Origin of the sequence: Klebsiella sp. HMSC16C06, from assembly GCF_001808325.1 — a bacterium.
GTDB classification, from domain to species: Bacteria; Pseudomonadota; Gammaproteobacteria; order Enterobacterales; family Enterobacteriaceae; genus Klebsiella; species Klebsiella variicola.
The window spans coordinates 37,976-61,166 of the sequence record NZ_KV792976.1 but is presented as its reverse complement, the minus strand read 5'-3'; the positions used below and the strand labels follow the sequence as shown (position 1 = coordinate 61,166).

The window sequence follows — 23,191 nt, the reverse complement described above, 5'->3', positions numbered from 1 at the left end:
AGCCGCCAGCTTAGCGCTGTTGCGTCAGCCTGCCAACGGTGGGCCGGGAAATTCACCATTCGCTCATTATTGCTTCACAGTGCTGTGGTGCAATCTCGCAGGCGCAGCAGATGAGTTTTGTAAATAAAAAAAAGAATGATTTTCATTTTCAATCGAACTTTTTTTATTTCGCTCAGTCTCTATCGGACGACACAGAATATTAATAATTGCCGTAATGAGGTTAGGATGATGCACGATGCAACCATGCAGGGTTCCCCACGCAAGAAGTTTAATAAAATAAGGGAGCTCAACAGACGGCGGAATTACTTTACTAAGAAAGTACGTAATGCCCTGCGGGTGGGAGTGGCGAAAGCGCTCTGGGACCGCCGACGCCGTCAGCCGGTGGATTTGTCGTCCGCGAAAACCGTCTTACTCATGCGCAATGAGGGGGCGGTCGGCGATGTGGTGGTGGATTCCGCGCTGGTAAAATGCCTGCATCAGTCAGGTTATATCGTTGATTTTCTACTGACGACCTCTAACAGCCAGGTGATGCGCTATAACCCGCGGATCCGCCATATTTATGAAGCTGAGCCGGTCAATTCCGCTGACTTTTTGCGTAAATTTAACCATAACGTTCCCCGCGACGTCATTAATGAACTGGCTAATAATAAGTACGATATTATTATTGACCCTTCGCTGTTCGATATTCCCGTGCATCGCCTGCGGCTTTTTCGACAAATAAAAGCCAAATCAGTACTCGGGTTTAATAAATGGCCATCGATTAAACATTACTCTCACTCTTTTGATTTTGACTGCCAGCGCTGGCACGTGACGAAGACGTTCGCGTTGATCGCCGACTATCTCCAACTGGACACCCGCGCTCTGGACACTTACGACCTGGCGGTGCCCGGGCCGATTATGCAGGAGGTGGCGCAGTATCTGGCGTCGCTGAGCGGAAAAGCGGTAGTGATTAATATTTTTGCCGGCCATGCCGACCGGAGTCTCTCCCAGACGCAGCTGGCCGAACTGCTCGACAAGCTGCGGACTCGCCATCCGGGGCTGGCGGTTATTCTGCTCGATCACCGGCGTGAGATCCGCATCCCGCTGCCGCCGGAGGTGGTGATTAATCCGTTTAACACGCTGCACCATGCGATGGCGCTGATTGCCCAGGCGGAGCTGATTATCTCCCCGGACACCTCGGTGGTGCATATGGCGGCGGCGTGGAACAAACCGCTGATCGCGGTCTATAAGGACGTTCTGCTCAATAACCGGCTGTGGGCCCCGGGCTATGACAATGCCAGGCAGATCATTGTTAAATGCGGGAAGGTCCATCAGCATCGCGAGCTGGTGGATCGGATAATGGCGGCGCTACCGGAGACGCTGTGAGGCGATGAGGGGAGGCTGGCAGGGCTCACCTGCTGGCCGTATGCAAGAGCCTGCAGGTGAGCGAAGGTTGCATTGCCAGTCTGCAACCGCCGCTATTGTACTGTTGCCCGCAGCTCTGACACATCCGGGAAAGCTCTTAAAGAGATGGCCACCGCCAACGACGGGCGGCATCACTCTTCAGTGAGCCACATATCCGCTTCTTCAAACATCTCCTGCACCGTACGGCTGATCAGCTCTTTTTCATGCTTGCTGGCGTCGGTGTTGATCGCCGGCAGCGTCATCATCGGCTTCACCCGCACTTCCGCTTCCGGGAAAATGCGCTGCATGCGTTTGGTCAGTTCGTTAAGAATGGCCTCTCTGGCACCCGGCAGCCCGGCAAAATTGCGCTTGTCATAAATCAGTTCCACAAACATCTTCTGTCCTCTGTATGCTGATCGCGGGCGATAGTTTTACTGTATTAATGTACAGTGTCAAGCGAATGCCGCGGTGCTGCTCATCCGCAACCTCGTGCGGTAGACGGGCTGCGCGCAAAAGCAGCACCTCGTCCGCCGGCGGTCAGGCAGGCCTCACTGACGAGCGGAGGGGATTTCCGCGCTGCAAAGGCGTTATCGCTGATTGCGTAGGCCTGGTAAACGCAGTGACCTTCACCCGAAGCGATGTCATTACCTGCGTACATTCATTTCGCGACGGGCAGGTCTGAATATCGGGTGGTGTAAGCCGGGGAAAGCATTTCACGCTTCATCGCCCAGGATTTTTCGATCCCCTGACCGGCAAACCAGACCTTTCCTTTCCCGGATTGATTTAATTGGTCGATAACGTCCATTAACGCAGCACTATTTTTGCGCGGCGCGTTATCGTCAAATAAGTTTAGCTGCGCTATGCCATTACTGAAGAAATCAGCAAGCATAACACCGGCTTTCATATATCGATAACCATCAATCCAAATTCTCTGCAGGCAGTTTGTGGCACAATTTATAATGTCACGGGTATCATTCGATGGCGTTAATAACCTCATTGACGCTTGATTGCCATAATATGTTTCATTAACGGCGTGCGGACTCGTCCGGACAAATACGCTAACGAAGCGGCAAAATTGATGCTCACTGCGTAATTTTTCTGCTGCTCGCTCAGCATAGGCGCAAATGGCTTGATGCATATCTGAATACTGCGTTACCCGGTTGCCAAAAGAGCGACTACAAATAATCTGTTGTTTTTTTGGGGAAAATTCTTGTAGCTCAAAACATGGCTCACCACGCAGTTCGCGAACGGTCCTTTCCAGCACCACATTGAAGTGCTTTTTTATGACCCATAATGAGCTTTCAGCCAGATCCAGAGCGGTATTAATACCCATTAAATTAAGTTTTTTACTCATTTTTCGCCCAACGCCCCAGACCTCTTCAACAGGGACAAGGGCGAGTAGCCTGCGTTGGCGCACAATATTGGATAAGTCGACAACGCCGCCCGTGCCGCGCCATGTCTTGGCGGCATGGTTAGCGAGCTTGGCTAATGTCTTGGTTTGCGCAATACCTACGCCCACCGTTAAGCCAGTATTTTTCAATACGTTAGTTCTTATTTCATGGCCGAAGGTGGATAAGGGGACGCAATTCATTACTCCGGATAAATTAATAAAGGCTTCATCGATAGAGTAGATTTCTATTGACGGAGACATTGCCGTGAGCGTTTGCATAACACGGTCACTGAGGTCGGCATAAAGCGCATAGTTAGAACTGAAAAAATGAACACTGGAATAATAAGGGTTATTTTTTATTTTAAAGAAAGGTTCGCCATTTTTTATACCGAGGGATTTTGCTTCGGCAGAGCGAGAAATAATGCAACCATCGTTATTGGACACGACCACAATAGGCTTCCCCTTTAAATCAGGGCGAAAAACCGTTTCACAAGAAGTATAGAAGTTATTGACATCGACGAGGGCAAACATAATTATTTATGCGCTTTAATGCTAAAAATGACCACGCCAAATATTTCTAACTCTTCGGCATTATGAAACGAAATGGAAGCGTAATCGCGATTGTGGGGCACTAGCTGTAAAAAAGGATGAGTGCGAAGTTCTTTCACGGTGAATTCACCTGCGATAGCCGCAATGACGATATCACCATGTACGGCAGACAGTGAGCGGTCAACCACTAAAAGGTCTCCATCACTGATGCCGGCATCACGCATAGACTCTCCGCTGACTTTGATGAAGTAGGTAGCACTCGGATGTTTTATCAATAATTTATTGAGATCCAGCCTGTCCTCAACATAATCCTGAGCGGGGCTGGGAAATCCGCAGGGCACCCTCTCGGAGAAGAGGGGGAGCATGAGTGGGGGCGAAATCTCAGTTGGCCGAGTAAACTGCATGGTATCGATCCTCGAATACTGTTTTTATATACAGTATTATTGAATGTGCTGATGGATCAAGGCGCACGTGACGTTGTTTTTATAACTGCATGAATATAATGATGATTTATGTAAAACATGCCATGTGGTGTTGTTGCTGAACTGCCATCGCTGTGTAGCGCGACCAGTACGCCAATGTTGACGTTTGCCCGGTAAGACGACCGCTGTATTACATGGAGCATGATCGACTCTTTTTTCACCCTCTCTTCAGTATTTAATATTATTGAGAAAGCGAAGGGTATGAGGATGTTTCATTGGAGGATGTTTATAAAATATTGTCACCTTTATCTTTCAGTGTGGAAAGACATTATTTATTTTAACTTAAATGGCTTGACAAATTTGATGGCAAGGATAGATTTGAGCAACTGCTCTAATTTATATTTATCATCTGCGGGATCCGAAAGTGATACGCTGTGATTAACCATGACACTACATAACCAGGGGATCTACTGACATGAAAATTTTTTTCCAGGGCACCAGACTTAAAAAAGCAAAAATACTAACGGTTGCCTTTTCTTTCGCCTTTTTCACCGCATCGGTGCAGGCAAAGTCCTCGCAATCAGAGAGTTATAATGTCGCCGTTTATCGCGGGGAGGCCGGGTGCCCGGGTTGTTCTGAAATGGTGGTAAAATCGCTGATCGCGACAGGTCTGCCTCTGCACATTTCTTATGTGGGCGAAAAAGAAAAGCTGAAATTAAATGCGCAAACACTGAAAAAATTCGATCTCTATATTCAACCTGGCGGCGGTCAGGATATACCCGGCTCTTATCAAGCCCTGGGTGATGAAGGGGCAGAGGCTATCCGCAATTTTGTGAAAAGTGGCAAATCCTTTCTTGGTCTTTGTATGGGAGCCTATCTTGCCGACAAAGACTGGATAGGGCTTATTGATGCGCCTTTAGAATCAGAGGTGGGAAGACCCGGTTCGCAGGCCGTTGATGAAGGCGATTATACCCTGCAACTGACATGGAATAATAAACAAGAGCCTTTTTACTACCAGGATGGGCCTTATCTCAACAGTAGTATCTCAAGTACTGGATTCCAGCCGATCGCTTACTACAAGAATGGAGATATCGCCATTGGTAAGTACCGGTATGGTAAGGGAAACATCATCCTGTCAGGTCCACATCCTGAAGCCGATGAGACCTGGATAGACAGCGCTGCGCCAGGGAATACGACGGCAGAAAGTAAAATGCAGCGTATTTTAAGTTATCTCAATATAAAAAAGGGTTAACTGATACGCTACCTTGCTTCACCCACTCAGAAATCTTTTTTAAGTATTTTAAAGGCAAGCTCAGATATTTCATTAAGAAAAATGCTGCGTCTGTCTTCTGAATAATCGAGGATCAGCAAGCTGGAATACCCATCAATTAATGTGTTTATTTGTCTGGCTGAGGTAGCGGCGTTTTCCGCAAGGAACTCGCCTTCCTGCATCCCTACGCTAATGATGCCTTCAAGAATAGTGATCCATTGCAGGGAGTGATCGTGCACTAATTTAGCATAATCCGCATCGCGTGCTGCCATTGGCCATAGTTCAAGGTAGAGCAGCCAGTGTGCCGAAGGTGCATCGGGTAACAGCGTTCTGATATAGAGGTTTACTCTTTCACTAGCGCTCATTTTTTCTGACGCGTTTAAAAACGCATGACATTCTTGTATGTCATTTTCAAACATATACTGAATAGTGGATTTCTTGAGCGTTTCCCAGTCTCGATAATAGTGATAGATATGACTTCTGGAAATATTCATTTTCTGCGTCAAATCACGGGTTGAGACATTGCTAAACCCTTTTTCTCTGAACAGTTGTAGCGCAGCTATTTTTATCAACTCAGAAAAATTGGCCGTTTTCAATATTTCAACCTTAATCACTATCCATTAAAGCGTGAACTATATCATAATTTCTGAAACCTTGCACGTGTTCAACATTCGGGGATAGCTGTTAGCATTGTGTTTTTTATAGCATTAACAAAATAACGAAAATCTATTTTGTGGGTCTGGTATAAATTCAGCTGCAGGGAGGTTGCTTTATTATTAGCTATGCGCAGGATGCTATTCCTGCCGCGTGCGGTAGTGGCCGCAACGGTGGAGTGGAAAACCGGGAAAGAGAACGTCGCTATTACCCGGTGAGCTATCATGATGACAACGTGCTTATCGGCAAGGTAGGCGATAAGCACGGCATTTTTCAGACCGAGCGTGGTTTGCCGCCGCGTGGGTAGCCGCTGCGCCACCACACGCTTTTAACGCAATTGCGCGCAGGCGCCCGCTATCCGCTGGCAGGCTTGGGTTAGCAGGCCATCTTCTATCGCATACGCAATACGCAAATACCCCGGCATTCCAAACGCGGAGCCGTGTAAAACGGCCACCTGGGTTTGTTCTAATAGCCAGTTCGCCAGCGCGCTGTCGTTGCGAAGGATTTCGCCGCCAGGGGTCATCCGGCCCATGAGCGCCTGGCAGTTAGCAAACACATAGAATGCCCCCTGGGGAGCGGTGGCGCTCAGGCCATCGGTGGCGGCAATCATTCCCAGCACCTGCTGGCGGCGTTTATCTAACACGTTGAGCCAGCCGTCGAAGAAATTGGCTGAGTGGTTAAGCGCTGCGACCGCCGCAGCCTGCGAAATACTGCTGGGGTTGGAGGTGCTTTGTGATTGCAGGATCTGCATGGCGGCAATCAGCCATTGCGGCCCTCCCGCATAGCCCAGACGCCAACCGGTCATGGCGTGGCTTTTGGACACACCGTTTACCGTCAGGGTACGTGAAACCATCTGCGGGGCGGCCTGGGCAAAAGTGGTAAAAGGGGTATTGTCATAGCGCAGCGGCTCGTAAATATCGTCGGCCATCACCAGCACCTGTGGGTAATCCGCCAGCACCGCAGCCAGGGCACGCAGTTCCTGCTCGCTGTAAATCGCCCCCGTCGGGTTGCCCGGCGAGTTGAGGATCAGCCAGCGCGTTGATGGGGTGAGGGCGGCGGCCAGTTGTTGTGGCGTCAGCTTCCAGCCGTTTTGTTCATCACAGGGCACAATCACCGGTTCGCCATCGGCCAGAGAGACCATATCCGGATACGAGACCCAGTAGGGGGCGGGAATGATGACCTGCTGCCCGGCGTCGAGGGTGGCCAGAAAAGCATTGAAAATAAGCTGCTTGGCGCCACTGCCTGCGATGATCTCTTGCGGACGGTAATGCAACTGATTGTCGCGAGCGAACTTGGCGGCAATGGCCTCCTTTAACGCGGCGGTGCCGGAAACGGCGGTATACTTAGTCTGATGATGCACGATCGCTTCAATGCCCGCATAGCTGATATGGGCCGGGGTAGCAAAATCCAGTTCTCCTTCGCCCAGGTTGATAACCGGCTTGCCTGCGGCTTCCAGTGCCCGTACCTGGTCAGAAATGACCGCTGTCGGTGAAGGGCGTACAGATTGCATACGACGGGCGATTTGACTGTTATTCATAAATCCTCTTTTGTATCTAATGATTCAATTAATACAATTAGGTCCCCAACCTCAGCAGGAAACTCGCCGTGTCACCGATCTTTATTCTCGATAACACCTCTGCGCCCGCTCGCTACGGTATTACCGCCAGCCTGTGGGCTAATCGTCTTGGACTGCCTCTCTGGTGCCTTCGCCCCGACTTCGCCGGCGATGTTCCCGACAGCCATCAGCACGTCATTCGTGCCGGGTACTGCGTGACCAGCGGCCTCTGGCGCAGCGATACGCTGCGTGAAGAGGTGCGCGATATCGCCAGCCTGCCTGAGTCAGATGCTGTCATTGTGCTGGCGTCCTCGCAGGCAGCGCTTATCGCCGACCTGCCGGGCCAACGGCTGTTCAGCGATGACCGCAACCAGCGCCTGACGCTCAGCGACGGGCAACATACGGTGTTAGACCTCACCGCCGATCGCTATGGTCGCTGGGATGCCGGGGAGCCATCCTCTGCCGGGACGTCCTTGCGCATCGCACTGATTGGCCGTGAGTCAGACCCCCGTCTGGTTTCCCCCGCCACGCTTGGCTCACTGGGTGATGCCGCGGCGTCGCTGGGGCTGAAGCTGGATGTCCATTTCTTCTCGCCGGTCAGTCTGTCCCCTGGGTTACACGACCTCCACGACGTCCAGGGCGTCGTGTTGCCAGGCGGTTCCTCGATGGCCGCCGTCAAGGGACAAATCCGCGTGGCGGAAGATACGCTTGCCCGCGGACAGCCCACGCTGGGGTTATGCCTGGGAATGCAGAGCATGATGACCGCAGTCGTGCGCCGACGTCCGGGTTGCGAATCAGCCATTCCCGCCGAAGTGGCTCCGGATGAGGCTCTGCACAGCTTTGTTCCCTTTGTCGATGGCCGTCATCGCTGCGGCGTATTCCCTTTTTCCTTCGGGTTGATCCCCGGTGATATCCGCGAAATGCACTACAACCATCGCTACTGCTTTAACACCGACTTATTGCCGGCGCTGGATCGCAGCGGAGTCAGCGTCAGTGCGCAAACGGACGATATCGTGGAGGCCATCTCCCAGCCGGAACTGCCGTTCTGGCATGGTGTGCAGGGGCACCCGGAACTGATGTCCCGCCCGGATGCGCCCCATCCGCTGTTCGTCGCCTTTTTACGGGCGGCGCTTAACGCGCCAGCGTAACGCCGCTACGGCTGTCGCTGGCAAGCGCCGACATGACGTGAGTCAGCTCCGCCAGCGCCGCGTCGTCGATCGGTTTTAACGGTGCGCGTACGGTGCCGCCGTTAAAACCGCGCAGCGCCATCGCCGCTTTCACCAGCTGCGGCTGACCATGTTTGCGCGCCAGCGCGCGATACGCGTACCACAGCTGATGCAGATCGCGGGCCGTGGCGGCATCGCCCTGTTCCACGGCCCGGAAGGTATTGATAATCAGCTCCGGCAGCGCGCCGCTGTTGGTGGTGCTGATGCCGTCAAACCCGGCCATCATTGGCCCGAGGAAGGCCAGATCGGAAGCACAGAACAGGCGCAGACGCCCACGCAGACGGTTGGCAATCTGGTCGATGGCGGTGGGGTTGAGATCGCCCTGTTTGATGCCGACCACGTTGGGGATCTCTGCCAGTTGTTCCAGCAGCGCCGGGGAGAGGGTGATGCCGATGCCCGGCGCGTTGTACACCAGGATGCCGGTTTTGGATAAGGGAGCCATCTCTTTGAAGTAGCTGACGATCTGTTGGTCAGTGATTTCGCTAACAAAGGGCGCGGTCACCATCGGCAGGCCGCCCAGCTCGCTTGCCAGCAGCGTCAGCTCGCGGGCATCGCGCGGGTCGGCGCTGGCGCTGCACAGCATGACCGCCACGCGGTCATCCACACAGGCCATGACTTGATGAAACAGCTCACGGCGTTCTTCGACGGTCATCACCGGGAATTCACCGTAGGTGCCGCCAATCAGCAGACCGTCATAACCCAGACCAATCACGCGTTCAATATTTTCACGTAACGCCGGAAAGTCGATCGCGCCGCTGGCGGTGAACGGGGTGACGGTGATGTTGAAAATACCGCGCAGGCGTTCACGGCATTCATTGATATCTTTCATTTTTCTTTCCTTACAGCAGTGTGAGAGGGCGAGCCAGGGAACCCAGCTGACGATATCCGGTTTCGGTCACCACCACGGTTTCACTGACGCCGACGGTAAATTGACCGTAGATCCGCAGAGCCGGTGGAATGTGGAAGGTCATTCCTGGCTGCAGCTCAGTGGTGACGCCACGATACAGACTGAGAATGCCGCCTTCGCCCCAGTCCGGCGCAAAGGCGATACCGATGGAGTAACCGGTGCGTTTTTTGAAGTTTTCGGTGAACCCGGCGCGATCAATCACCTTCTGGCAGGCCAGGTGCGGCGCTTCGCAGGTGGCGCCTGGACGAATGGCATCAAGAGAGGCCTGCAGGGCTTCCTGACACACTTTTTCCATTTCGATGGCGATAGCGGGCGGCCGCCCCAGCCAGGCGGAGCGCATCATCGCGGCGTGGTAGCGGTCGTGAGCCGCTGACATTTCGAGAAATACCGGGTCGTTATCCTGCATCACCCGACGACGCCATGTGCCATGCGGCACGCCGCTGCGTGGGCCGGTCGAGACCAGCGGTTCCATGCCGACATACTCGGAACCGGCGGCAATGGCGGCCCCCATCATCGCCGAGACCAGCGCGTTTTCGTCTGCGCCGCTGCGAATCGCCGCCATGCCCGCGCGCATGCCCGCGTCCACATAGCGCGCTGCGATGGCGATTTTTTCCACCTCCGCCGCCGATTTCACGGCGCGCAGCGGCTCGATGACGCCCGCGGTATCGGCAATGGTGCCGAGCCTGGCCTGCAGGGCTTCATACACGGCAACCGGCAGGAACCAACCGCGTTTGTCCAGCCCAATCCGTTTGTGGAGCCAGCCGCGCTGTTGCAGCATGCCCACCAGGAAATCCACCGGGTTATCGCCATCCTGGTAGATGGCGGCGTCAGAAATAAAGGTGTTGGCGATAAAGTTAAAGTATTCGAGCTGGCGAATCACAAACACCGGATCCCCTTCTACCGGCAGCAACAGCGCCTGGAAGGTGTAATAGCCCGGTGTTTGCTGACCGGTGAGCCAGAAAATGTTTTCCGGGCCGGTAACGATCATGACGTCCACGCCCGCGCGGCTTAAGCGTTCGCGGGTGCGTCGAATGCGTTGCGCATATTCATCAGCGCTAAAGGCGGACTCACTGCCCTGAATCACATTGTTAACATCTTGCATGAGTAAACTCCTGGAGTAAGTGGGCCTGCGCGGCATTAAACTGCACGCCCAGACCGGGTGAGTCATTGACGGTGACCAGGCCATTGCGGTATTCCAGCCCGCTGACGGGATCATCCGTTAAGCCATCGGCGCCATACAGCTCGGCAAATGCCGGTTGCACGACACGACACAGCTGGAGCGCGGCGGCGGTGGCAGCATGGCCTTCATTCATCTGGCCAATCATGAATGGCACGTCGGCGAGTCGCAGCCGGTTGGCGGCGGCCAGCGTCGGCGCAAGGCCACCCAGTTTCACCAGTTTGAGATGCCCCCACAGCGCACCTTTGGCGGCGATCAGCCGGGTGATGGCGGCATCACTGTTGAGGCTTTCGTCGAGCATGATCGGGATGCCGTAGGCGTACAGCTCCGCAAGCTGGCTGTCGTTTGCCGGGCTTAACGGCTGTTCGATGTAGCTGAGCTTCAGCTCGCGCAGAGACGGGAATGCCGCGTGAGCCTGCGCCAGAGACCACTGGCCGTTCACGTCAATCGCCAGCGAAATCTGCTGGCCGAACCGCTGGCGCAGCCGTTGCAGACGGGCCAGGTCGGTAGCGAAATCCGCCACGCCTGTGCGCAACTTCAGCTGGGTGAAACCGCGAACGACATAGCGTTGCGCCTGCTCCAGCATCTGTCTCTCGCTGCCCCAGAACAGGGTCTGGTTGGTGTGCCACGCAGGCAGGCCATCCCGCGCCCCCAGCCAGGCGGCAACGCTTACCCCGTGCTGACGCGCCAGCAGGTCGTGCAAGGCCATATCCAGCACCATGCGCGATGGCGGCAGGAGCGTGCAGTCTTCGTCATCTAGCGCGGCGAGTCGCGCGGCGGGCGCCTGGCGCCAGTCCCAGCGGCGAAGTATCTGAAGCAGGTTGTTCAGCACCTGCTCTTCGCGGTAGCCATGCAGGTAGCGAATGTTGAGCCGCACTTCGCCAATCCCGGTCACCCCCTGGTCTTCCAGACGCAGCCAGAGCGTGTCGAGCGCCGTCACCGGACCAGAGGCAGCGGTATGCAGCGTCACATCGGCGTAATGCAGATCTCCCCGAAAGAGCTGCGCTTTCATAAACCGGGCTCCGGCGGCAGCATGGCGAGCGCAATATCGAGATAGAGGTAGGCCGCGGCGATAAATTCATCGACAGGGACAAATTCATCGGGTTTGTGAGCCACGGCCAGCGAACCGGGGCCAATCACGACGCCTTTTGCGCCCAGCGAACGGAAATGCACCAGGTCACATCCCCCCTGAAAACCAAACGGGCCGGGTTCGCTCTGCCCATGACGGCGACAGGCAGCAAGGCTTTGCTCGACAATGGCTTCGCGGCTGTCGGTTTGCGTCGCGCCGCCGGTAGTGGGCTGCCAGGCGATAATTTCGGCTTCCACACCTGCATGTGCGTATGCGTGGTCGAGCAGTTGCTGCAGTTCGGCTTTGACGACCTCTTCGTCTTCGCCCGGAACCATGCGACGGTCAAGCAGCAGCTCACAGCTGTCTGGCACCACGTTGTCCGCATGGCCGCCGTGGATGCGGGTTACCGTCAGGCTGGCGTTGCCGACCAGATCGTGGCAGCGGCAACGCACCTGCTGGTGGTGGGCTTCTTCAATCAACCCTAACAGGCGCGCTGACTGGTAAATCGCGTTAACCCCCAGCTCCGGCGTACCGGAATGCGCGGTGACGCCTTTAACCCGCACGCGAGGACGTAAGCTGCCTTTGTGGGCGGAGAAGGTGGCATTCGAGGTCGGCTCGCCAATCACCGCGAAATCAATCGCCGGTGGATTATCGCGGACGTAGAATTTCGCCCCTTCGCTGGCGACCTCTTCATCGGCGGTGAACACCCCCATCAATGTGCCGGACCACTGCTGACGGTTGGCAGCCAGCAGACGCAGGGCTTCAACCATCGCCACCAGCGGGCCTTTGGCATCGCAGGCGCCGCGTCCATACAGGCGTCCGTCACGCTCGGTGAGCGTGAAGGGATCGCTGGCCCAGCCGCTGCCCGCCGGAACGGTGTCAAGGTGGGTGTTAAAGGCGAAACACGGCCCCGGTCCATTGTTCAGGACGGCGATAACGTTGGTCCGCCCCGGTGCGTATTCGCTAAAGGAGAGATCGAACCCGGCGGTCAGCAGCCAGCCTTCCAGACATTCGGCGGCTTCGCGCTCATGGCCCGGTGGATTCTCCGTGTTGATGGCAACCAGCGTCGCTAAGTCCTTTTTCATACGAGCGCTGTCAACCTGATAACTGGACATAGGAACTCCGTGATTAATGTAATATTTGCGTCAGGAAGCGCTGCGCGCGGTCGCTGACATGGCCGGCGAAGAAATCGCTGGTGTTGGCGCGATCGATAATTTCGCCGTCTTCCATAAACAGAATCTTGTTAGCGGCCCGACGGGCGAAGCCCATTTCGTGAGTCACCACCATGCTGGTCATGCCTTCTGCGCTAAGCTCCGCCATGACTTCCAGCACTTCACGGATCATCTCCGGGTCGAGGGCGGAAGTGGGCTCGTCGTAGAGCATCAGCTCGGGCTTCATCGCCAGCGCCCGGGCAATCGCCACGCGCTGCTGCTGTCCGCCGGAGAGCTCGTCCGGAAAATGGTCTGCACGTTCGTTGATGCGCACTTTTGCCAGCAGGTTGTCCGCCAGTTTGCGGGCATCAATACGGTTCATTCCCAACACCGTCATCGGGGCCAGCATGATGTTTTCCGCTGCGGTCAGGTGCGAGAACAGCTCGTAGTTCTGGAACACCATGCCAATGCGCTGACGCAGTTTGTGCGCCGGCACATCGCCCCGGCTGATGTGCTGGCTGGCGAAGAACACATCGCCGCTGTCGGCGGGCGAGAGCATGTTGACGCAGCGTAGCAGGGTGGATTTTCCCGAGCCGGACGGGCCAATCAGCACCACGGTTTCTCCGCGTTGCACGGTCAGAGAGCAGTTTTTGAGTACGGCCTGGCGACCAAAAGTCTTATCAATGCCGATCATCTCCAGCAGCGGTTTCTCACTCATGGTTCCTCCCGGACGGTTTTCGGTAATTTAAACAGGCGAGTCAGCCGCTTCTGGCTTTTGCTGCGGCGCTGCCTGGGATCCAGCACGCGTTCCAGCCACGACTGGAAGATCATGAACAGGCTGGTGAGCAGCAGGTAATAGATGCCCGCAGCGCAAAGCGCTTCGAAGTAACGGAAGCTGGCGCTGGCGGCCTGGTTAGCGACCAGCAGCAGTTCCTGAACGGCGATAACCGAGACCAGCGCGCTCGATTTCAGCATGCTGATCATCTGGTTACCCATCGGCGGCAGAACGATGCGTGCGGCCTGAGGCAGAACGATTTTTCGCATGATCTGGCCGTGAGTCATCCCCAGCGCCATGCCGGCGGTGCGCTGGCCGCTTTTCACCGCCTGCAGGCCAGAGCGCAGAATTTCCGCCATGTAGGCGCCTTCATTGAGCGAAAGGGCCAGCACTGCACAGGTAAACGCGGAGAAGCGTAAGCCGAAGCCTGGCAGCACGTTGTAGACAAAGATTATCTGGAACAGCACCGGCGTCCCGCGAAACAGCCACAGGTAGAAAAAGGCCAGCCCTTTCCCGGCGCGAAACGGCGCTTCCTGCAACAGCGCCAACACCAGGCCCAGCACCACGCCACACAACAGTGAGCAGAGGGTAATCAGTAGCGTCATCCACGCACCCCGAATAAATTCGGGGGAGAGGAAGTACTGCCACATTAAATCGATCGACATAGCGTTCTCCGGTTAATGGCAAACGGGTTAGAAAAGGGCAACGGAGTCTGGGAAGTTCCACTTCTTAATCAGTTGCGTGTAGGTGCCATTTTTGACGAGGCTCTGCAGACCTTGCTCCAGCAGGGCCTGGGTTGCGGTATCGCCTTTACGCACGGCAAAGGCGATGTGAGTATTCGCTTCGAACTCGGCGCCAACCGCTTCGAACATGCCGGCTTTTTCGGTAAACAGGGCGACGGTGCCCGGCGTGGAGAGGAACTCGGCATCGGCACGTCCCTGGGCGACGGCCACGGCGGAATCGGTGGCGGCGGGGAACGTCATGACGTTGATGGCCGGTTTTTTGGCCTCCACGCAGCGCTGATTGTCTGCCCGCGCCTGGCTCTCTTCGATCCCGCCGAGCGTCACGGCGATGTTTTTGCCGCAGAGGCTCAGGTCACGTCCGGTGATGTTGGCCGGGTTACCTTTGCGGACCACCACGCGGCTGCCGATTTTCAGATAGGGTACGAAGTCAACCTGCTCGGCACGGGTCGGATTGACGTACATGGCGGAGTTGATGATATCCAGACGTTTACCCTGCAGCGCCGGAATAAGCCCTTTGAATTCCATCGGCATTGGCGCCGGCGTCAGTTGGATCTCTTTGCTTAGCGCGTTGATCAGGTCGATATCGAAGCCGGTAAGCTTGCCTGCTTTCACGTATTCAAAAGGCATGAACGTCGCTGCCGTTCCATAGGTCAGTTGACCCTTGGCGATGGTTTCCACCGCCGCATGGCTGACCAGCGGCAGGGCGGTCAGCGCGAACATCAAAGTACGCACGCGGCGAAACAGAAAAGAATTGCTGGACATAGTCGTCTCCTGGCTAAGGTTTAAATTGAATTTAGTGAGTCAATAAATACAATTATGCGTGTGAAAAAACGTCTCATTCTGGTGCGTGTTGCACGTTAACCGTGCACTCCTTGCTTTACTTTGCTGCGTTTTGTTGGTCGTGATATTGTATATATCGACCACAACAATGCATTTCAGGGAATCGTGAATTCATGCAGCCTGACTCCACTGCGAGCAGTCGCCGGATAGCCCGGCAAATACTCGACCTGATATCTGAAGCAAGATTCGATCCAGGTCATCATTTACGTGAGCAACATCTTGCCGATGCGTTGGGTGTTTCGCGTACGCCGGTACGTGCCGGGCTCAAGGAACTGACCCGCATGGGGGCGGTTGAAGCGCGGCCAAACCAGGGTTTTTTCCTGCTTAAACGCAGTAATGAGCTGGATCAGCTGGAGATTGAGCAGTCCAAGAGCAATGACCAGAAGTTGTACGAGCAACTGGTCCATGACCGCATTGCAGGTATCCTGCCGGAATCCTTTACCCAGACCGAAATCAGCCAGCGCTATGATGTTGATCGCGGCGTGCTGACCCGTACGCTGGTGAAGCTATCGGAGGATGGCCTGATTGCCCGCAATGCAGGGCATGGCTGGCGCTTTCTGCAAACCCTGAACTCCGATATCGCTCTGCGCAATAGCTACGGTTTTCGCCTGATGATTGAACCGATGGCGTTGCTGACGCCCAATCTGCATGTTGACCGGCAGATGCTTAAACGTCTGCGCGCCCGGCATCTGAGACTCATCACCCACCCGGACATTACGCAGGTCCCGGCCAAAGAGATTTTCGAAACCGATGCGGCGTTTCACGAGTTGCTGGCAGAGGCCAGCGGCAATCTGTTTGTATTACAGGCCATTCAGCAGCAAAACCGGCTGCGCCGCCTGCTGGAATTTGGTAGCTATCACAATAAGCGTCGCGTAAAAGAGTGGTGCGAAGAGCACGTTGCCATCATTGATGCCCTGCGAGAGAACAAACAGGAACAGGCGGCAGAGTTGATGAGAAAACACCTGCAATACGCGTTTGACCAGGTCAATGTAAAAAGCCCACGCGTATAACTGGCATCACTATTGCACATAATGATCCTGAAAATACAATCAGGAGCATTTATGAATTTGCAGATACAACAGCGTGTGGCACTGGTTTGCGGTGCGGGAAGTGGCCTTGGACAGGCTATCGCCTGCTCGCTGGCGCAGGAAGGCGTGAAGGTCGCCGTGACAGGCCGCAAAAGAGAGAAGCTGGCGCAAACGGTGGAACGCATCACTCAGCTGGGCGGTCCCGCCCGCGCCTGGCCGCTGGATCTTGCCATCCCGGAACAGTTTGATACGGTCATCGCCGATATCCGCGAGCACTGGGGCGACATCGATATTCTGGTCAATAATTCCGGTGGCCCACCGCCCACGCTGGCACAGGGGACGGACGGCGCCGTCTGGCAACAGCAATTTTCAGTGATGGTCGCCTCGTTAATCCAGCTCACCGATAAACTACTGCCCGCCATGCGCAGCCGTGGCTGGGGACGCATTATTACCTCCACCTCGTCCGGTGTGATTGCCCCTATTCCGGGTCTCGCCCTGTCGAATGCGCTGCGCATGAGCTTACTCGGCTGGTCGAAAACCCTTGCCGCTGAAGTGGCGGCCGACGGCGTCACGGTGAATGTGATGGTGCCTGGGCGCATTGCTACCGACCGGGTGGGTCAGCTGGATGCTATCAAGGCGAAACGGGAACATTCCACTGCGGAAGCGGTCGCGGAGAAGAGTCGTCTGAGCATTCCGGCGGGACGTTATGGCCACCCCCATGAGTACGGCGCTACCGCTGCCTTTTTGGCAAGCCAGCCTGCCAGCTACATTACCGGGGCGGTGATCCGGGTCGATGGCGGATTGATTGGTTCGGTTTAGTGGGGAGTCGCGTGCAATGCCAGTCGCTGGTGTCGTTGACTGGCATTCACGCCTCTCTCGCGCTCATTCAGAATGAGGTGTTAACTATTGCGTACCGGGTGCGGGACAGGACGCCAGACCGGTTATCTTGTTTCTTCCCGCGTTGATGATCCCTGATGGTTCACCATGAAAAGTGCTGAAAGGGTGAGCAGTATGGCGCCGCTGATCAGTATCCACCCGGCGTGCTGAAAGGCGGCTAAGCTACCCTGCGTATGCGCCAGTCTGACGTAGCACGCCGTCACCAGGGCCGCGCCAGCCATCGCGCCAACACGCTGCAGGATGTTGAGAATCGGTGCTGCATCAGAAACATGACGGGTACCCGCCATCGCCAGGCCTGCCGCCATCGCCGGCACTGTCGCAAGGGCTAAACCGAACCCTCTGATAGCGAGTGCGCTACCGACCACGAGGTAGCTACTGCCTCCATCAATCATGGCCAGCGGCCATGTCGCTAACACCGAGATCAAGCCGCCAACGATCAGCACCACGCGGGGACCCAGCCGGTCTGAGAAATAACCGGCGACCGGGAATCCTGTGGCAGAACCGATTAACTGCGGGGTAAGGAGCAAACCCACATCAGCCAGTGCTTCATGGCAAACGTCGCGGAAATACAACGGGAGCAGGAACTGTCCACCAAAATTCACCGCACCTCCGATAGCCATCAGCAACGCCGATAATGTGAAGCCACGATGTTTGAAAAGGCTGAGATGAAGTAAAGGCGAGTCAATGCGAAAAGAGCGAAAGATAAACAAGCCGATAAACAGTGCGCCCACGCTGAGTAAGATAATGTTCCCGCTATTTTCACCACTATTCAGGCTGACGCCTTTAATACCCTCCATGAGCAGGGGAAGGCTACAAAGAATCAGTATTAACCCCATCCAGTCCAGGGAGAGCGGCTTATCATTTTTTATTGTCGGGCGAGGGAGTAATTTCCATCCCGCAAGCCAGGCACAGAGAGATAAGGGGACATTAATAAAAAACAAGACTCGCCATCCGCAGACCTGAAGCAGCACGGCCCCCAGAGACGTTCCCAGTAAGGGCGCAATGACGATAGCCACGCCTATCGTACCAATGATCCGCCCGAGGCGCTCGCGACCGACCACCAGACCCAGGATCGTCTGCCCGGCCGGCACGAGTAACCCGCCTGCCAGACCTTGCATTATTCTGGCGGTGAGCAGCACCTCGACATTCGGGGATAACGCGCAAACTGCCGAGAAAACACCAAATAAAATAAGTGCATAGAGCCAAAGTTGGGTGGCGCCAAACCGTTTTACCGCCCATGCGCTAACCGGAACGCCTGCGGCCAGCGCCATGAGGTACGCGGTGGCTATCCACTGGATGGAGGCGTCCGTCACCCCAAGGCCGTTTGCCATGGTCGGAAGCGCAGCACTGAGCATGGTGGATGAGAGCATGGTAGCGAATGCCCCAAGGGTGATGATGGCGGCTTGCATCCACAAAACCGGCGGGATGGCATTGATGGGGCCAGCATGGTTTGTTTTCTTTACCTGCGTATCTCGATTGATATTCATGGGATGACCTTTAGGTGCGATGCGTTAAAAAATCTATCATTGATCAATTTTTCTATCAATGATAGATTTATTTTCATCAATGGCGCCGGTAGGCTCCTGGTCAGGAGAAGATCTCTTTTTATCTACCACGGGCTCGGTTGGATGCATTAACAACAGGATGAACACCATGGCTAAAATTCAGCGGGATCAGGTCATTAATGCTGCATTAGCACTCTTAGATGAAGTTGGGCTGGAAGCGATAACGACGCGAAAGCTGGCGCAAAAGCTGGGGGTAGAATCCGCAACGCTGTACTGGCATTTCAGGAACAAGGCCAGCTTACTGGAAGAGATGGCCGCAACTGTTTTGGCCAGGCACCATTCGCTTCCGCTGGCTGAAGACACGGCCGAGTGGGCAGACTGGCTGGCAAATAACGCGCGCAGTTTCCGCCGCGCGCTTCTCGCTCATCGGGATGGCGCACTGCTCCATGCGGGGACAACACCGGCGCGGGTAGGAGGGGAAACGTTCTACCCAAAGGTGGCTTACCTTATGCGGGCCGGCTTTTCTGAGGCCGAAGCCGCAATGATATTACTCACTATTAGCGAATATACCCTGGGATGCGTATTGGAGGAGCAGTCTCGTACAGACAGACATGATGATGAAAGATTGTCTACACCCTCAACAGAAATCAGTCGTATCGATGCGCTTACCCACCAACATCCGGATACGTGTTTTGAGTTCGGTCTGTCTTTGATCATGAAGGGGTTATTAAAATAACTCGTTCCAGATTTCAGCTATTGCGACAGCGTTTTAATGATTTTATATCCGGAGCGTTATTCTCCGGACATTACTGAACATTGACCTCCCGATGGCGGGAGGGTGATTTGTTCATGGCGCAAAAATCACCGCAGCGTCGGGGGATCAGGATCCCGTTTTATATTGATTAAAAAAATGCAACAACGCGTCGGGTGTCTCGTCCCCAAAGAGAATGCCTGCCATTGCCTGCGCGTCGTTGGCCGCGCTTTCGACGCGGATAAACATCTGTTCTTCATAAGCGGACAGCGCGGCTTCAGGATTATCTGCATTGGCCGCAATCGCGAGTCCCAGCTCAGCGCCATCCTCTAACGCGAGATTAGCGCCTTCGCCGAACGGCAGCATAAGATGCGCGGCGTCACCCAATAGCGTTACGCCTGCTGTTCGCGGCCATCGAAGTCCGGGAGGTAAAAAGTGAATAGGGCGCAATACGGGCTCACCATCACCCTCCGTAATCAATGTTTGCAGTGGATGCGCCCAGCCATCGAATTCATCGACTATGCGTTGCACGTCAACCTGTGCATTAGCGGACGTCACGTCAGCAAACCAGGCCTGGGGCTGGCACAGAGCAATGTAAACGTGGATCACGCCGCCAGGCTCCCGGTGCGCCATGATACCCTTGCCCGGCGAGAGCGCAAAAAATGAGCCGTGGCCTACTGCTTGTGCGCAAGCCAGATGATCAGTATCAACGTGACTAAGCCAGCGCTCGACATACGAAAATCCCGCATAGGCAGGGACAGCATCGGTGACCAGAGCGCGGACACGCGACCAGGCGCCATCTGCGCCCACCACCAGGGAGGCCCTGCTGCTGGTGCCATCCGTAAAGTACAAACTATGCGTGCCGTCATCATGGGGGACGATATCTGCCACTTTACGGCCCCATTGCACGGTGTCCGCAGGAAGCGACTCCAGCAGCAGCGTGCGAAGCGCGCCGCGAGAGACTTCTGGTCGGCCGTCCAAACCATCATCGAACTGCTCGAACAATACGTTGCCCGCTTTATCGAGTACGCGCGTGGATTGACCGCCAGGAAGAATAAGGGCCCGGAAGGCATCGTACAGGCCTGCCGCTATCAGCGCCCGCTGGCCATTATGATCGTGGATATCCAGCAAGCCACCTTGTGGGCGGGCCTCGGGAGAGGCTTCAGCTTCGTAGACCACAGAGGAAATGCCGTGAACATGTAAAACACGTGCGAGCATGAGGCCGCCGAGTCCTGCTCCGACGATGGCAATGGATGAGGTCATTTTTTCGCTCCAGGTAAGGTATGGCGGGTGTCGTTGTCCGGCTGTTCCTGGTTTCGATACCGCACGAATAAGGGGAGTGGACGTGAAATCTCATCCCGTGGACCAACGGAAGCCTGAGGGTATGCTGAGCGGTATTGCCCATATTGTTCCCGGACAATTGGGGGCCGGGACCCCCGCCTGACTGTCCTCTCTGCGCTCAGCTTACACTTAGACGAGTAAGGTTCTCTATATTGACCATTGCTGGTTAATCGTCAAGGCCGTCATTCAATACCCCTCCAGCGGACGCCTGCCTGTGGCCATGGTCACCGAACTTCACCCACTCAGGTTAAACGACGTCGATGACCCGGATCCCTCTGTTTTTCGCCATCTTTATGCACTCCGCCGTATCTTCTCCGCCAGGAAAAGCCAGCAGTACGTCAGGGCGGCTATCTTCCAGCATAAACAAATTGCGCCTTGTCTCCGCATATTTTCCGTGCAGCGCCCAGTTTGCCGGGTAGCGGATCACGTGAACGTCGATCCCGCGCGCCCAGTTTTCTATCGCGCCGCCCAGCGCCTGGTGCCCTCCGTGAATCAAAACGTTAATCATCTGTGTACGGGCATAGAGATCCAGCACATGGGTGATGGTATGGGTGTCGGCATAAAACCGACCCGAGCAGATTAACACTCGCATTTTTTGTACCTTAACGTTGCTTGCCTTGAAAAGGATCTCGTCCGCGCGCTGGCGGTTATTGTTTTTTAAACATCCGGCGGCGTTTCAATAAACCGCAGCGAGGTATCGCCCAGGCGGTCAATGACCGGGTAGGCGACGGCGGCGATATGGTGATGCACGCGGCGGTAGTCCCGTAGCACCCGCTGGAAAATGTCGCCGGATTCCGCCCAGGCATTCTTGTCCTCCCGCAGTTTTTTGAAGTGCTCGCGGCTGGCGGAGGCCTCCAGCTGGCGGATGGTTTCTTTGCGCTGCACCAGCTGGTGGGCAGCAGACAAGTCTTCACGCAGGAATGCCGCTATTCCTAAGTTCAGGCTGGTGAGGAGCTCCGCATGCAGCAGGCGAATATGGTGTAATTCAAAGTCGTTAAAATGTTCTCCCCGGCGTGCGCGGCGCGTGGCCAACTGGGTCAGATTGCTGGAGAGAATGTCGCCCGCGTGCTCAACATTAATGATGAACATCAGGATTTCCTGGGCACGATCGGCATCCGCATCATTCAGCCCGTCCTGACCAATGTCGGCGAGGTAGGCGCGAACCGCCGCGCTGAGCAGATCGACCGACTGCTCCAGCTGGCGGATGTCATCGGCAGCCTGTTTTTCCTGGGTCACAAACAGCACCAGCAGTCGGTCCAGCATGATGGTTAGCATGTCGGCGGCGCGCAGCGATTCGCGAACCGAATTGGACAGGCCGATATAAGCCACTTCCAGACCCGCATCGTCGAGATACATCGGCATACCCGGGTCGCCTACGCGCTCTTCTTCCGGAAACAGTCGCTCCAGGAAGCGAGCCATTGGCACGTTCAGGCCGATAAACAGCAGCGCGAGCACCACGCTAAAGGCGGTATGAAACCACACCACCAGCTGCGGCGTGTTCAGCCCGGATTTACGGGCGATCGCCATCAGCAACGGCAGAAGCAGTAACGCCAGCGCGCAGCCGGACAGGCGGACCATCAGGTTGCCAACCGGCAGGCGGCGGGCCACCGCGGACCCGGCGTTTAACACCGGCGGTAACGCGCCGCCGATGTTGGCGCCAAGCACCAGCACCAGGGCCGTAGCCGGGGTCAGCGTGCCGGTACCGGCGAGGGAGGCGAGCAGCAAAATCATCGCCACGCTGGAGTGGCACAGTAGCGTCAGGAGCGTCGCCACCAGCAGGGCAATGAAAATATCGCCCTGTAGCCCCTGCATCACGGCATGAAACACCGGCGTGACCTCAATGTCCTGCAGCGTGCCTCCCAGTAAATGCAGCGCCAGCAGCATCAGGCCGAGGCCAATCAGGGCGCAGCCCACGCTTTCAAAGCTGGAATGGTCGCGTAGCTTGAAAACCACAAACCCGGCCAGCAGAAGCAGCGGAATGGCGATTTCCATGTTAAAGCTCATCAACTGAACCACCAGCGTGGAGCCGATGTTGGCGCCGAGCATCACCGCAAGCGCGGGGGCAAGGCTTAGCGTACCTGCGGCGGTAAATGACGTCGCCATCATACTGACCGCCGTGCTACTTTGCAGAATGCCGGTAATGCCAATGCCGGAGAGCAGGGCGGTCCAGCGGTTAGTGAGGTGGCGTCCCATCCAGTTGCGCAGCGGCGTGCCGAAGCCGCGCTGCAGCGCCGTTGAAATCATATGGCTGCCCCAGAGCAGCAATGCGATGGCGCCAGCCAGGTTAATTAACAGAGTGGTTCCGGACATCATGAATTCCCCCTCTACAGGGCGGGTAGTGAAATAAAACGCAGTAACCTGATCGAAAAACGATGTATGGCGCTGGCGAGGTTCAGTAATGCTTTAGTGTGTTGATAGTTAATCTTCCCTCCGGCGTACCATGCCAGGGCACGGACGCGAAGGGTGCGGGTTATTTTCATTAAAAATAAGACAATCAACGCGATGGTCTTATTTTTAATCAGGAAAATGATGGAATGTCGCTTTTCCATAATGCTTCC

General features: G+C 55.6%; 23 protein-coding genes and 1 pseudogene. 6 read left to right on the top strand and 18 right to left on the bottom strand.

The features are described 5' to 3' along the window. Positions 1–74: 74 nt before the first annotated feature. Positions 75–234 (bottom strand): annotated as a pseudogene (locus HMPREF3142_RS29680) (hypothetical protein). On the opposite strand from HMPREF3142_RS29680, the gene HMPREF3142_RS01145 reads away from it, so the two are divergent. Further along, a complete protein-coding gene (locus HMPREF3142_RS01145; RefSeq protein ID WP_162550793.1) occupies positions 229–1,365 on the top strand; it encodes a glycosyltransferase family 9 protein in 1,137 nt (378 codons plus the stop codon). The pseudogene HMPREF3142_RS29680 and the gene HMPREF3142_RS01145 overlap by 6 nt on opposite strands. A 170-nt stretch (positions 1,366–1,535) precedes the next feature. Here the strand turns inward: HMPREF3142_RS01145 and HMPREF3142_RS01140 are convergent, their stop codons facing one another. From HMPREF3142_RS01140 to umuD, 3 genes are all read right to left on the bottom strand, one after another. Continuing rightward, a complete protein-coding gene (locus tag HMPREF3142_RS01140; protein ID WP_002901096.1) occupies positions 1,536–1,778 on the bottom strand; it encodes a DinI family protein in 243 nt (80 codons plus the stop codon). 263 nt (positions 1,779–2,041) lie between these two features. Next, positions 2,042–3,304 carry a translesion error-prone DNA polymerase V subunit UmuC gene (gene umuC, locus HMPREF3142_RS01135; RefSeq protein WP_070611407.1) on the bottom strand — a complete coding sequence of 421 codons (1,263 nt, stop codon included), beginning with the start codon at positions 3,302–3,304 and terminating at the stop codon, positions 2,042–2,044. 2 nt (positions 3,305–3,306) lie between these two features. Beyond that, on the bottom strand, positions 3,307–3,726 hold the full coding sequence (umuD, locus tag HMPREF3142_RS01130; protein ID WP_008807676.1) for a translesion error-prone DNA polymerase V autoproteolytic subunit: 420 nt from the start codon (positions 3,724–3,726) through the stop codon (positions 3,307–3,309). 493 nt (positions 3,727–4,219) lie between these two features. Here umuD and HMPREF3142_RS01125 point away from each other — a divergent pair, with 493 nt between their 5' ends. Then, positions 4,220–4,996 (top strand): BPL-N domain-containing protein, encoded by a 777-nt coding sequence (locus tag HMPREF3142_RS01125; protein WP_016160704.1) that lies wholly within the window; start codon positions 4,220–4,222, stop codon positions 4,994–4,996. Positions 4,997–5,022: 26 nt separating this feature from the next. Here HMPREF3142_RS01125 and HMPREF3142_RS01120 read toward each other — a convergent pair whose 3' ends face one another. Then, entirely contained in the window at positions 5,023–5,610 is a 588-nt protein-coding gene (locus tag HMPREF3142_RS01120) for a TetR/AcrR family transcriptional regulator (RefSeq protein ID WP_022065835.1), read from the bottom strand. Between the two features lie 386 nt (positions 5,611–5,996). Then, on the bottom strand, positions 5,997–7,205 hold the full coding sequence (locus HMPREF3142_RS01110) for a pyridoxal phosphate-dependent aminotransferase (RefSeq protein ID WP_044612786.1): 1,209 nt from the start codon (positions 7,203–7,205) through the stop codon (positions 5,997–5,999). A 68-nt stretch (positions 7,206–7,273) separates the two neighbouring features. Between HMPREF3142_RS01110 and HMPREF3142_RS01105 the strand changes: the two genes are divergently transcribed. Beyond that, positions 7,274–8,371 carry a glutamine amidotransferase-related protein gene (locus HMPREF3142_RS01105; protein WP_070611405.1) on the top strand — a complete coding sequence of 366 codons (1,098 nt, stop codon included), beginning with the start codon at positions 7,274–7,276 and terminating at the stop codon, positions 8,369–8,371. On the opposite strand, the gene HMPREF3142_RS01100 is transcribed toward HMPREF3142_RS01105, so the two are convergent. From HMPREF3142_RS01100 to HMPREF3142_RS01070, 7 genes are read right to left on the bottom strand one after another with little or no spacing between them, the layout of a single operon-like run. Then, positions 8,355–9,278: a dihydrodipicolinate synthase family protein gene (locus tag HMPREF3142_RS01100; RefSeq protein ID WP_023297410.1), complete on the bottom strand. Its 924-nt coding sequence runs from the start codon at positions 9,276–9,278 to the stop codon at positions 8,355–8,357. The two genes, HMPREF3142_RS01105 and HMPREF3142_RS01100, sit on opposite strands and share 17 nt — an antisense overlap. Positions 9,279–9,288: 10 nt before the next feature. Next, the gene (locus HMPREF3142_RS01095; protein ID WP_016160709.1) at positions 9,289–10,458 is read right to left on the bottom strand and encodes a M24 family metallopeptidase; all 1,170 of its coding nucleotides are present in this window, start codon (positions 10,456–10,458) and stop codon (positions 9,289–9,291) included. After that, a complete protein-coding gene (locus HMPREF3142_RS01090; RefSeq protein WP_064171147.1) occupies positions 10,445–11,545 on the bottom strand; it encodes a mandelate racemase/muconate lactonizing enzyme family protein in 1,101 nt (366 codons plus the stop codon). The genes HMPREF3142_RS01095 and HMPREF3142_RS01090 overlap by 14 nt, the downstream gene beginning before the upstream one ends. After that, positions 11,542–12,717 carry a M20 family metallopeptidase gene (locus HMPREF3142_RS01085; protein WP_008807667.1) on the bottom strand — a complete coding sequence of 392 codons (1,176 nt, stop codon included), beginning with the start codon at positions 12,715–12,717 and terminating at the stop codon, positions 11,542–11,544. Before HMPREF3142_RS01085 ends, HMPREF3142_RS01090 begins: the two co-directional genes overlap by 4 nt. Before the next feature lie 13 nt (positions 12,718–12,730). Then, positions 12,731–13,471, bottom strand: coding sequence for an amino acid ABC transporter ATP-binding protein (locus HMPREF3142_RS01080; protein ID WP_064171146.1), 741 nt, complete (start codon positions 13,469–13,471; stop codon positions 12,731–12,733). After that, on the bottom strand, positions 13,468–14,193 hold the full coding sequence (locus HMPREF3142_RS01075) for an amino acid ABC transporter permease (protein ID WP_008807665.1): 726 nt from the start codon (positions 14,191–14,193) through the stop codon (positions 13,468–13,470). Before HMPREF3142_RS01075 ends, HMPREF3142_RS01080 begins: the two co-directional genes overlap by 4 nt. 27 nt (positions 14,194–14,220) lie before the next feature. Next, positions 14,221–15,033 (bottom strand): ABC transporter substrate-binding protein, encoded by an 813-nt coding sequence (locus HMPREF3142_RS01070; protein WP_016160714.1) that lies wholly within the window; start codon positions 15,031–15,033, stop codon positions 14,221–14,223. Between the two features lie 191 nt (positions 15,034–15,224). Between HMPREF3142_RS01070 and HMPREF3142_RS01065 the strand changes: the two genes are divergently transcribed. Next, positions 15,225–16,121: a GntR family transcriptional regulator gene (locus HMPREF3142_RS01065; protein ID WP_012542124.1), complete on the top strand. Its 897-nt coding sequence runs from the start codon at positions 15,225–15,227 to the stop codon at positions 16,119–16,121. 51 nt (positions 16,122–16,172) lie between these two features. Beyond that, entirely contained in the window at positions 16,173–16,958 is a 786-nt protein-coding gene (locus tag HMPREF3142_RS01060; protein WP_070611404.1) for an SDR family oxidoreductase, read from the top strand. 122 nt (positions 16,959–17,080) lie between these two features. Here HMPREF3142_RS01060 and HMPREF3142_RS01055 read toward each other — a convergent pair whose 3' ends face one another. Next, positions 17,081–18,523, bottom strand: coding sequence for a DHA2 family efflux MFS transporter permease subunit (locus HMPREF3142_RS01055; RefSeq protein ID WP_016160716.1), 1,443 nt, complete (start codon positions 18,521–18,523; stop codon positions 17,081–17,083). A gap of 166 nt (positions 18,524–18,689) precedes the next feature. Here HMPREF3142_RS01055 and HMPREF3142_RS01050 point away from each other — a divergent pair, with 166 nt between their 5' ends. After that, positions 18,690–19,277, top strand: coding sequence for a TetR/AcrR family transcriptional regulator C-terminal domain-containing protein (locus tag HMPREF3142_RS01050; RefSeq protein WP_012542120.1), 588 nt, complete (start codon positions 18,690–18,692; stop codon positions 19,275–19,277). Positions 19,278–19,421: 144 nt separating this feature from the next. Here HMPREF3142_RS01050 and HMPREF3142_RS01045 read toward each other — a convergent pair whose 3' ends face one another. The 4 genes from HMPREF3142_RS01045 to HMPREF3142_RS01030 all read right to left on the bottom strand — a co-directional run bounded on the left by HMPREF3142_RS01045 (position 19,422) and on the right by HMPREF3142_RS01030 (position 23,182). Beyond that, entirely contained in the window at positions 19,422–20,555 is a 1,134-nt protein-coding gene (locus HMPREF3142_RS01045) for an FAD-dependent oxidoreductase (protein ID WP_070611402.1), read from the bottom strand. Between the two features lie 325 nt (positions 20,556–20,880). Then, positions 20,881–21,225 (bottom strand): SLOG family protein, encoded by a 345-nt coding sequence (locus tag HMPREF3142_RS01040; RefSeq protein ID WP_064171142.1) that lies wholly within the window; start codon positions 21,223–21,225, stop codon positions 20,881–20,883. A gap of 65 nt (positions 21,226–21,290) precedes the next feature. After that, a complete protein-coding gene (locus HMPREF3142_RS01035; protein WP_070611413.1) occupies positions 21,291–22,943 on the bottom strand; it encodes a Na/Pi cotransporter family protein in 1,653 nt (550 codons plus the stop codon). A gap of 14 nt (positions 22,944–22,957) precedes the next feature. Then, positions 22,958–23,182: a hypothetical protein gene (locus HMPREF3142_RS01030; RefSeq protein ID WP_012542117.1), complete on the bottom strand. Its 225-nt coding sequence runs from the start codon at positions 23,180–23,182 to the stop codon at positions 22,958–22,960. Positions 23,183–23,191 lie beyond the last annotated feature (9 nt).

Excerpts from the sequence above, each read along its gene's own strand:
- HMPREF3142_RS01070 (WP_016160714.1), bottom strand. The coding sequence starts at position 15,033 with ATGTCCAGCAATTCTTTTCTGTTTCGCCGCGTGCGTACTTTGATGTTC.
- HMPREF3142_RS01030 (WP_012542117.1), bottom strand. The coding sequence starts at position 23,182 with ATGGAAAAGCGACATTCCATCATTTTCCTGATTAAAAATAAGACCATC.
- HMPREF3142_RS01055 (WP_016160716.1), bottom strand. The coding sequence starts at position 18,523 with ATGAATATCAATCGAGATACGCAGGTAAAGAAAACAAACCATGCTGGC.
- HMPREF3142_RS01075 (WP_008807665.1), bottom strand. The coding sequence starts at position 14,193 with ATGTCGATCGATTTAATGTGGCAGTACTTCCTCTCCCCCGAATTTATT.
- HMPREF3142_RS01095 (WP_016160709.1), bottom strand. The coding sequence starts at position 10,458 with ATGCAAGATGTTAACAATGTGATTCAGGGCAGTGAGTCCGCCTTTAGC.
- HMPREF3142_RS01050 (WP_012542120.1), top strand. The coding sequence starts at position 18,690 with ATGGCTAAAATTCAGCGGGATCAGGTCATTAATGCTGCATTAGCACTC.
- HMPREF3142_RS01125 (WP_016160704.1), top strand. The coding sequence starts at position 4,220 with ATGAAAATTTTTTTCCAGGGCACCAGACTTAAAAAAGCAAAAATACTA.
- umuD (WP_008807676.1), bottom strand. The coding sequence starts at position 3,726 with ATGCAGTTTACTCGGCCAACTGAGATTTCGCCCCCACTCATGCTCCCC.
- HMPREF3142_RS01080 (WP_064171146.1), bottom strand. The coding sequence starts at position 13,471 with ATGAGTGAGAAACCGCTGCTGGAGATGATCGGCATTGATAAGACTTTT.
- HMPREF3142_RS01145 (WP_162550793.1), top strand. The coding sequence starts at position 229 with ATGCACGATGCAACCATGCAGGGTTCCCCACGCAAGAAGTTTAATAAA.
- HMPREF3142_RS01035 (WP_070611413.1), bottom strand. The coding sequence starts at position 22,943 with ATGTCCGGAACCACTCTGTTAATTAACCTGGCTGGCGCCATCGCATTG.
- umuC (WP_070611407.1), bottom strand. The coding sequence starts at position 3,304 with ATGTTTGCCCTCGTCGATGTCAATAACTTCTATACTTCTTGTGAAACG.
- HMPREF3142_RS01040 (WP_064171142.1), bottom strand. The coding sequence starts at position 21,225 with ATGCGAGTGTTAATCTGCTCGGGTCGGTTTTATGCCGACACCCATACC.
- HMPREF3142_RS01065 (WP_012542124.1), top strand. The coding sequence starts at position 15,225 with ATGCAGCCTGACTCCACTGCGAGCAGTCGCCGGATAGCCCGGCAAATA.
- HMPREF3142_RS01085 (WP_008807667.1), bottom strand. The coding sequence starts at position 12,717 with ATGTCCAGTTATCAGGTTGACAGCGCTCGTATGAAAAAGGACTTAGCG.
- HMPREF3142_RS01140 (WP_002901096.1), bottom strand. The coding sequence starts at position 1,778 with ATGTTTGTGGAACTGATTTATGACAAGCGCAATTTTGCCGGGCTGCCG.
- HMPREF3142_RS01110 (WP_044612786.1), bottom strand. The coding sequence starts at position 7,205 with ATGAATAACAGTCAAATCGCCCGTCGTATGCAATCTGTACGCCCTTCA.
- HMPREF3142_RS01045 (WP_070611402.1), bottom strand. The coding sequence starts at position 20,555 with ATGACCTCATCCATTGCCATCGTCGGAGCAGGACTCGGCGGCCTCATG.
- HMPREF3142_RS01060 (WP_070611404.1), top strand. The coding sequence starts at position 16,173 with ATGAATTTGCAGATACAACAGCGTGTGGCACTGGTTTGCGGTGCGGGA.
- HMPREF3142_RS01100 (WP_023297410.1), bottom strand. The coding sequence starts at position 9,278 with ATGAAAGATATCAATGAATGCCGTGAACGCCTGCGCGGTATTTTCAAC.
- HMPREF3142_RS01090 (WP_064171147.1), bottom strand. The coding sequence starts at position 11,545 with ATGAAAGCGCAGCTCTTTCGGGGAGATCTGCATTACGCCGATGTGACG.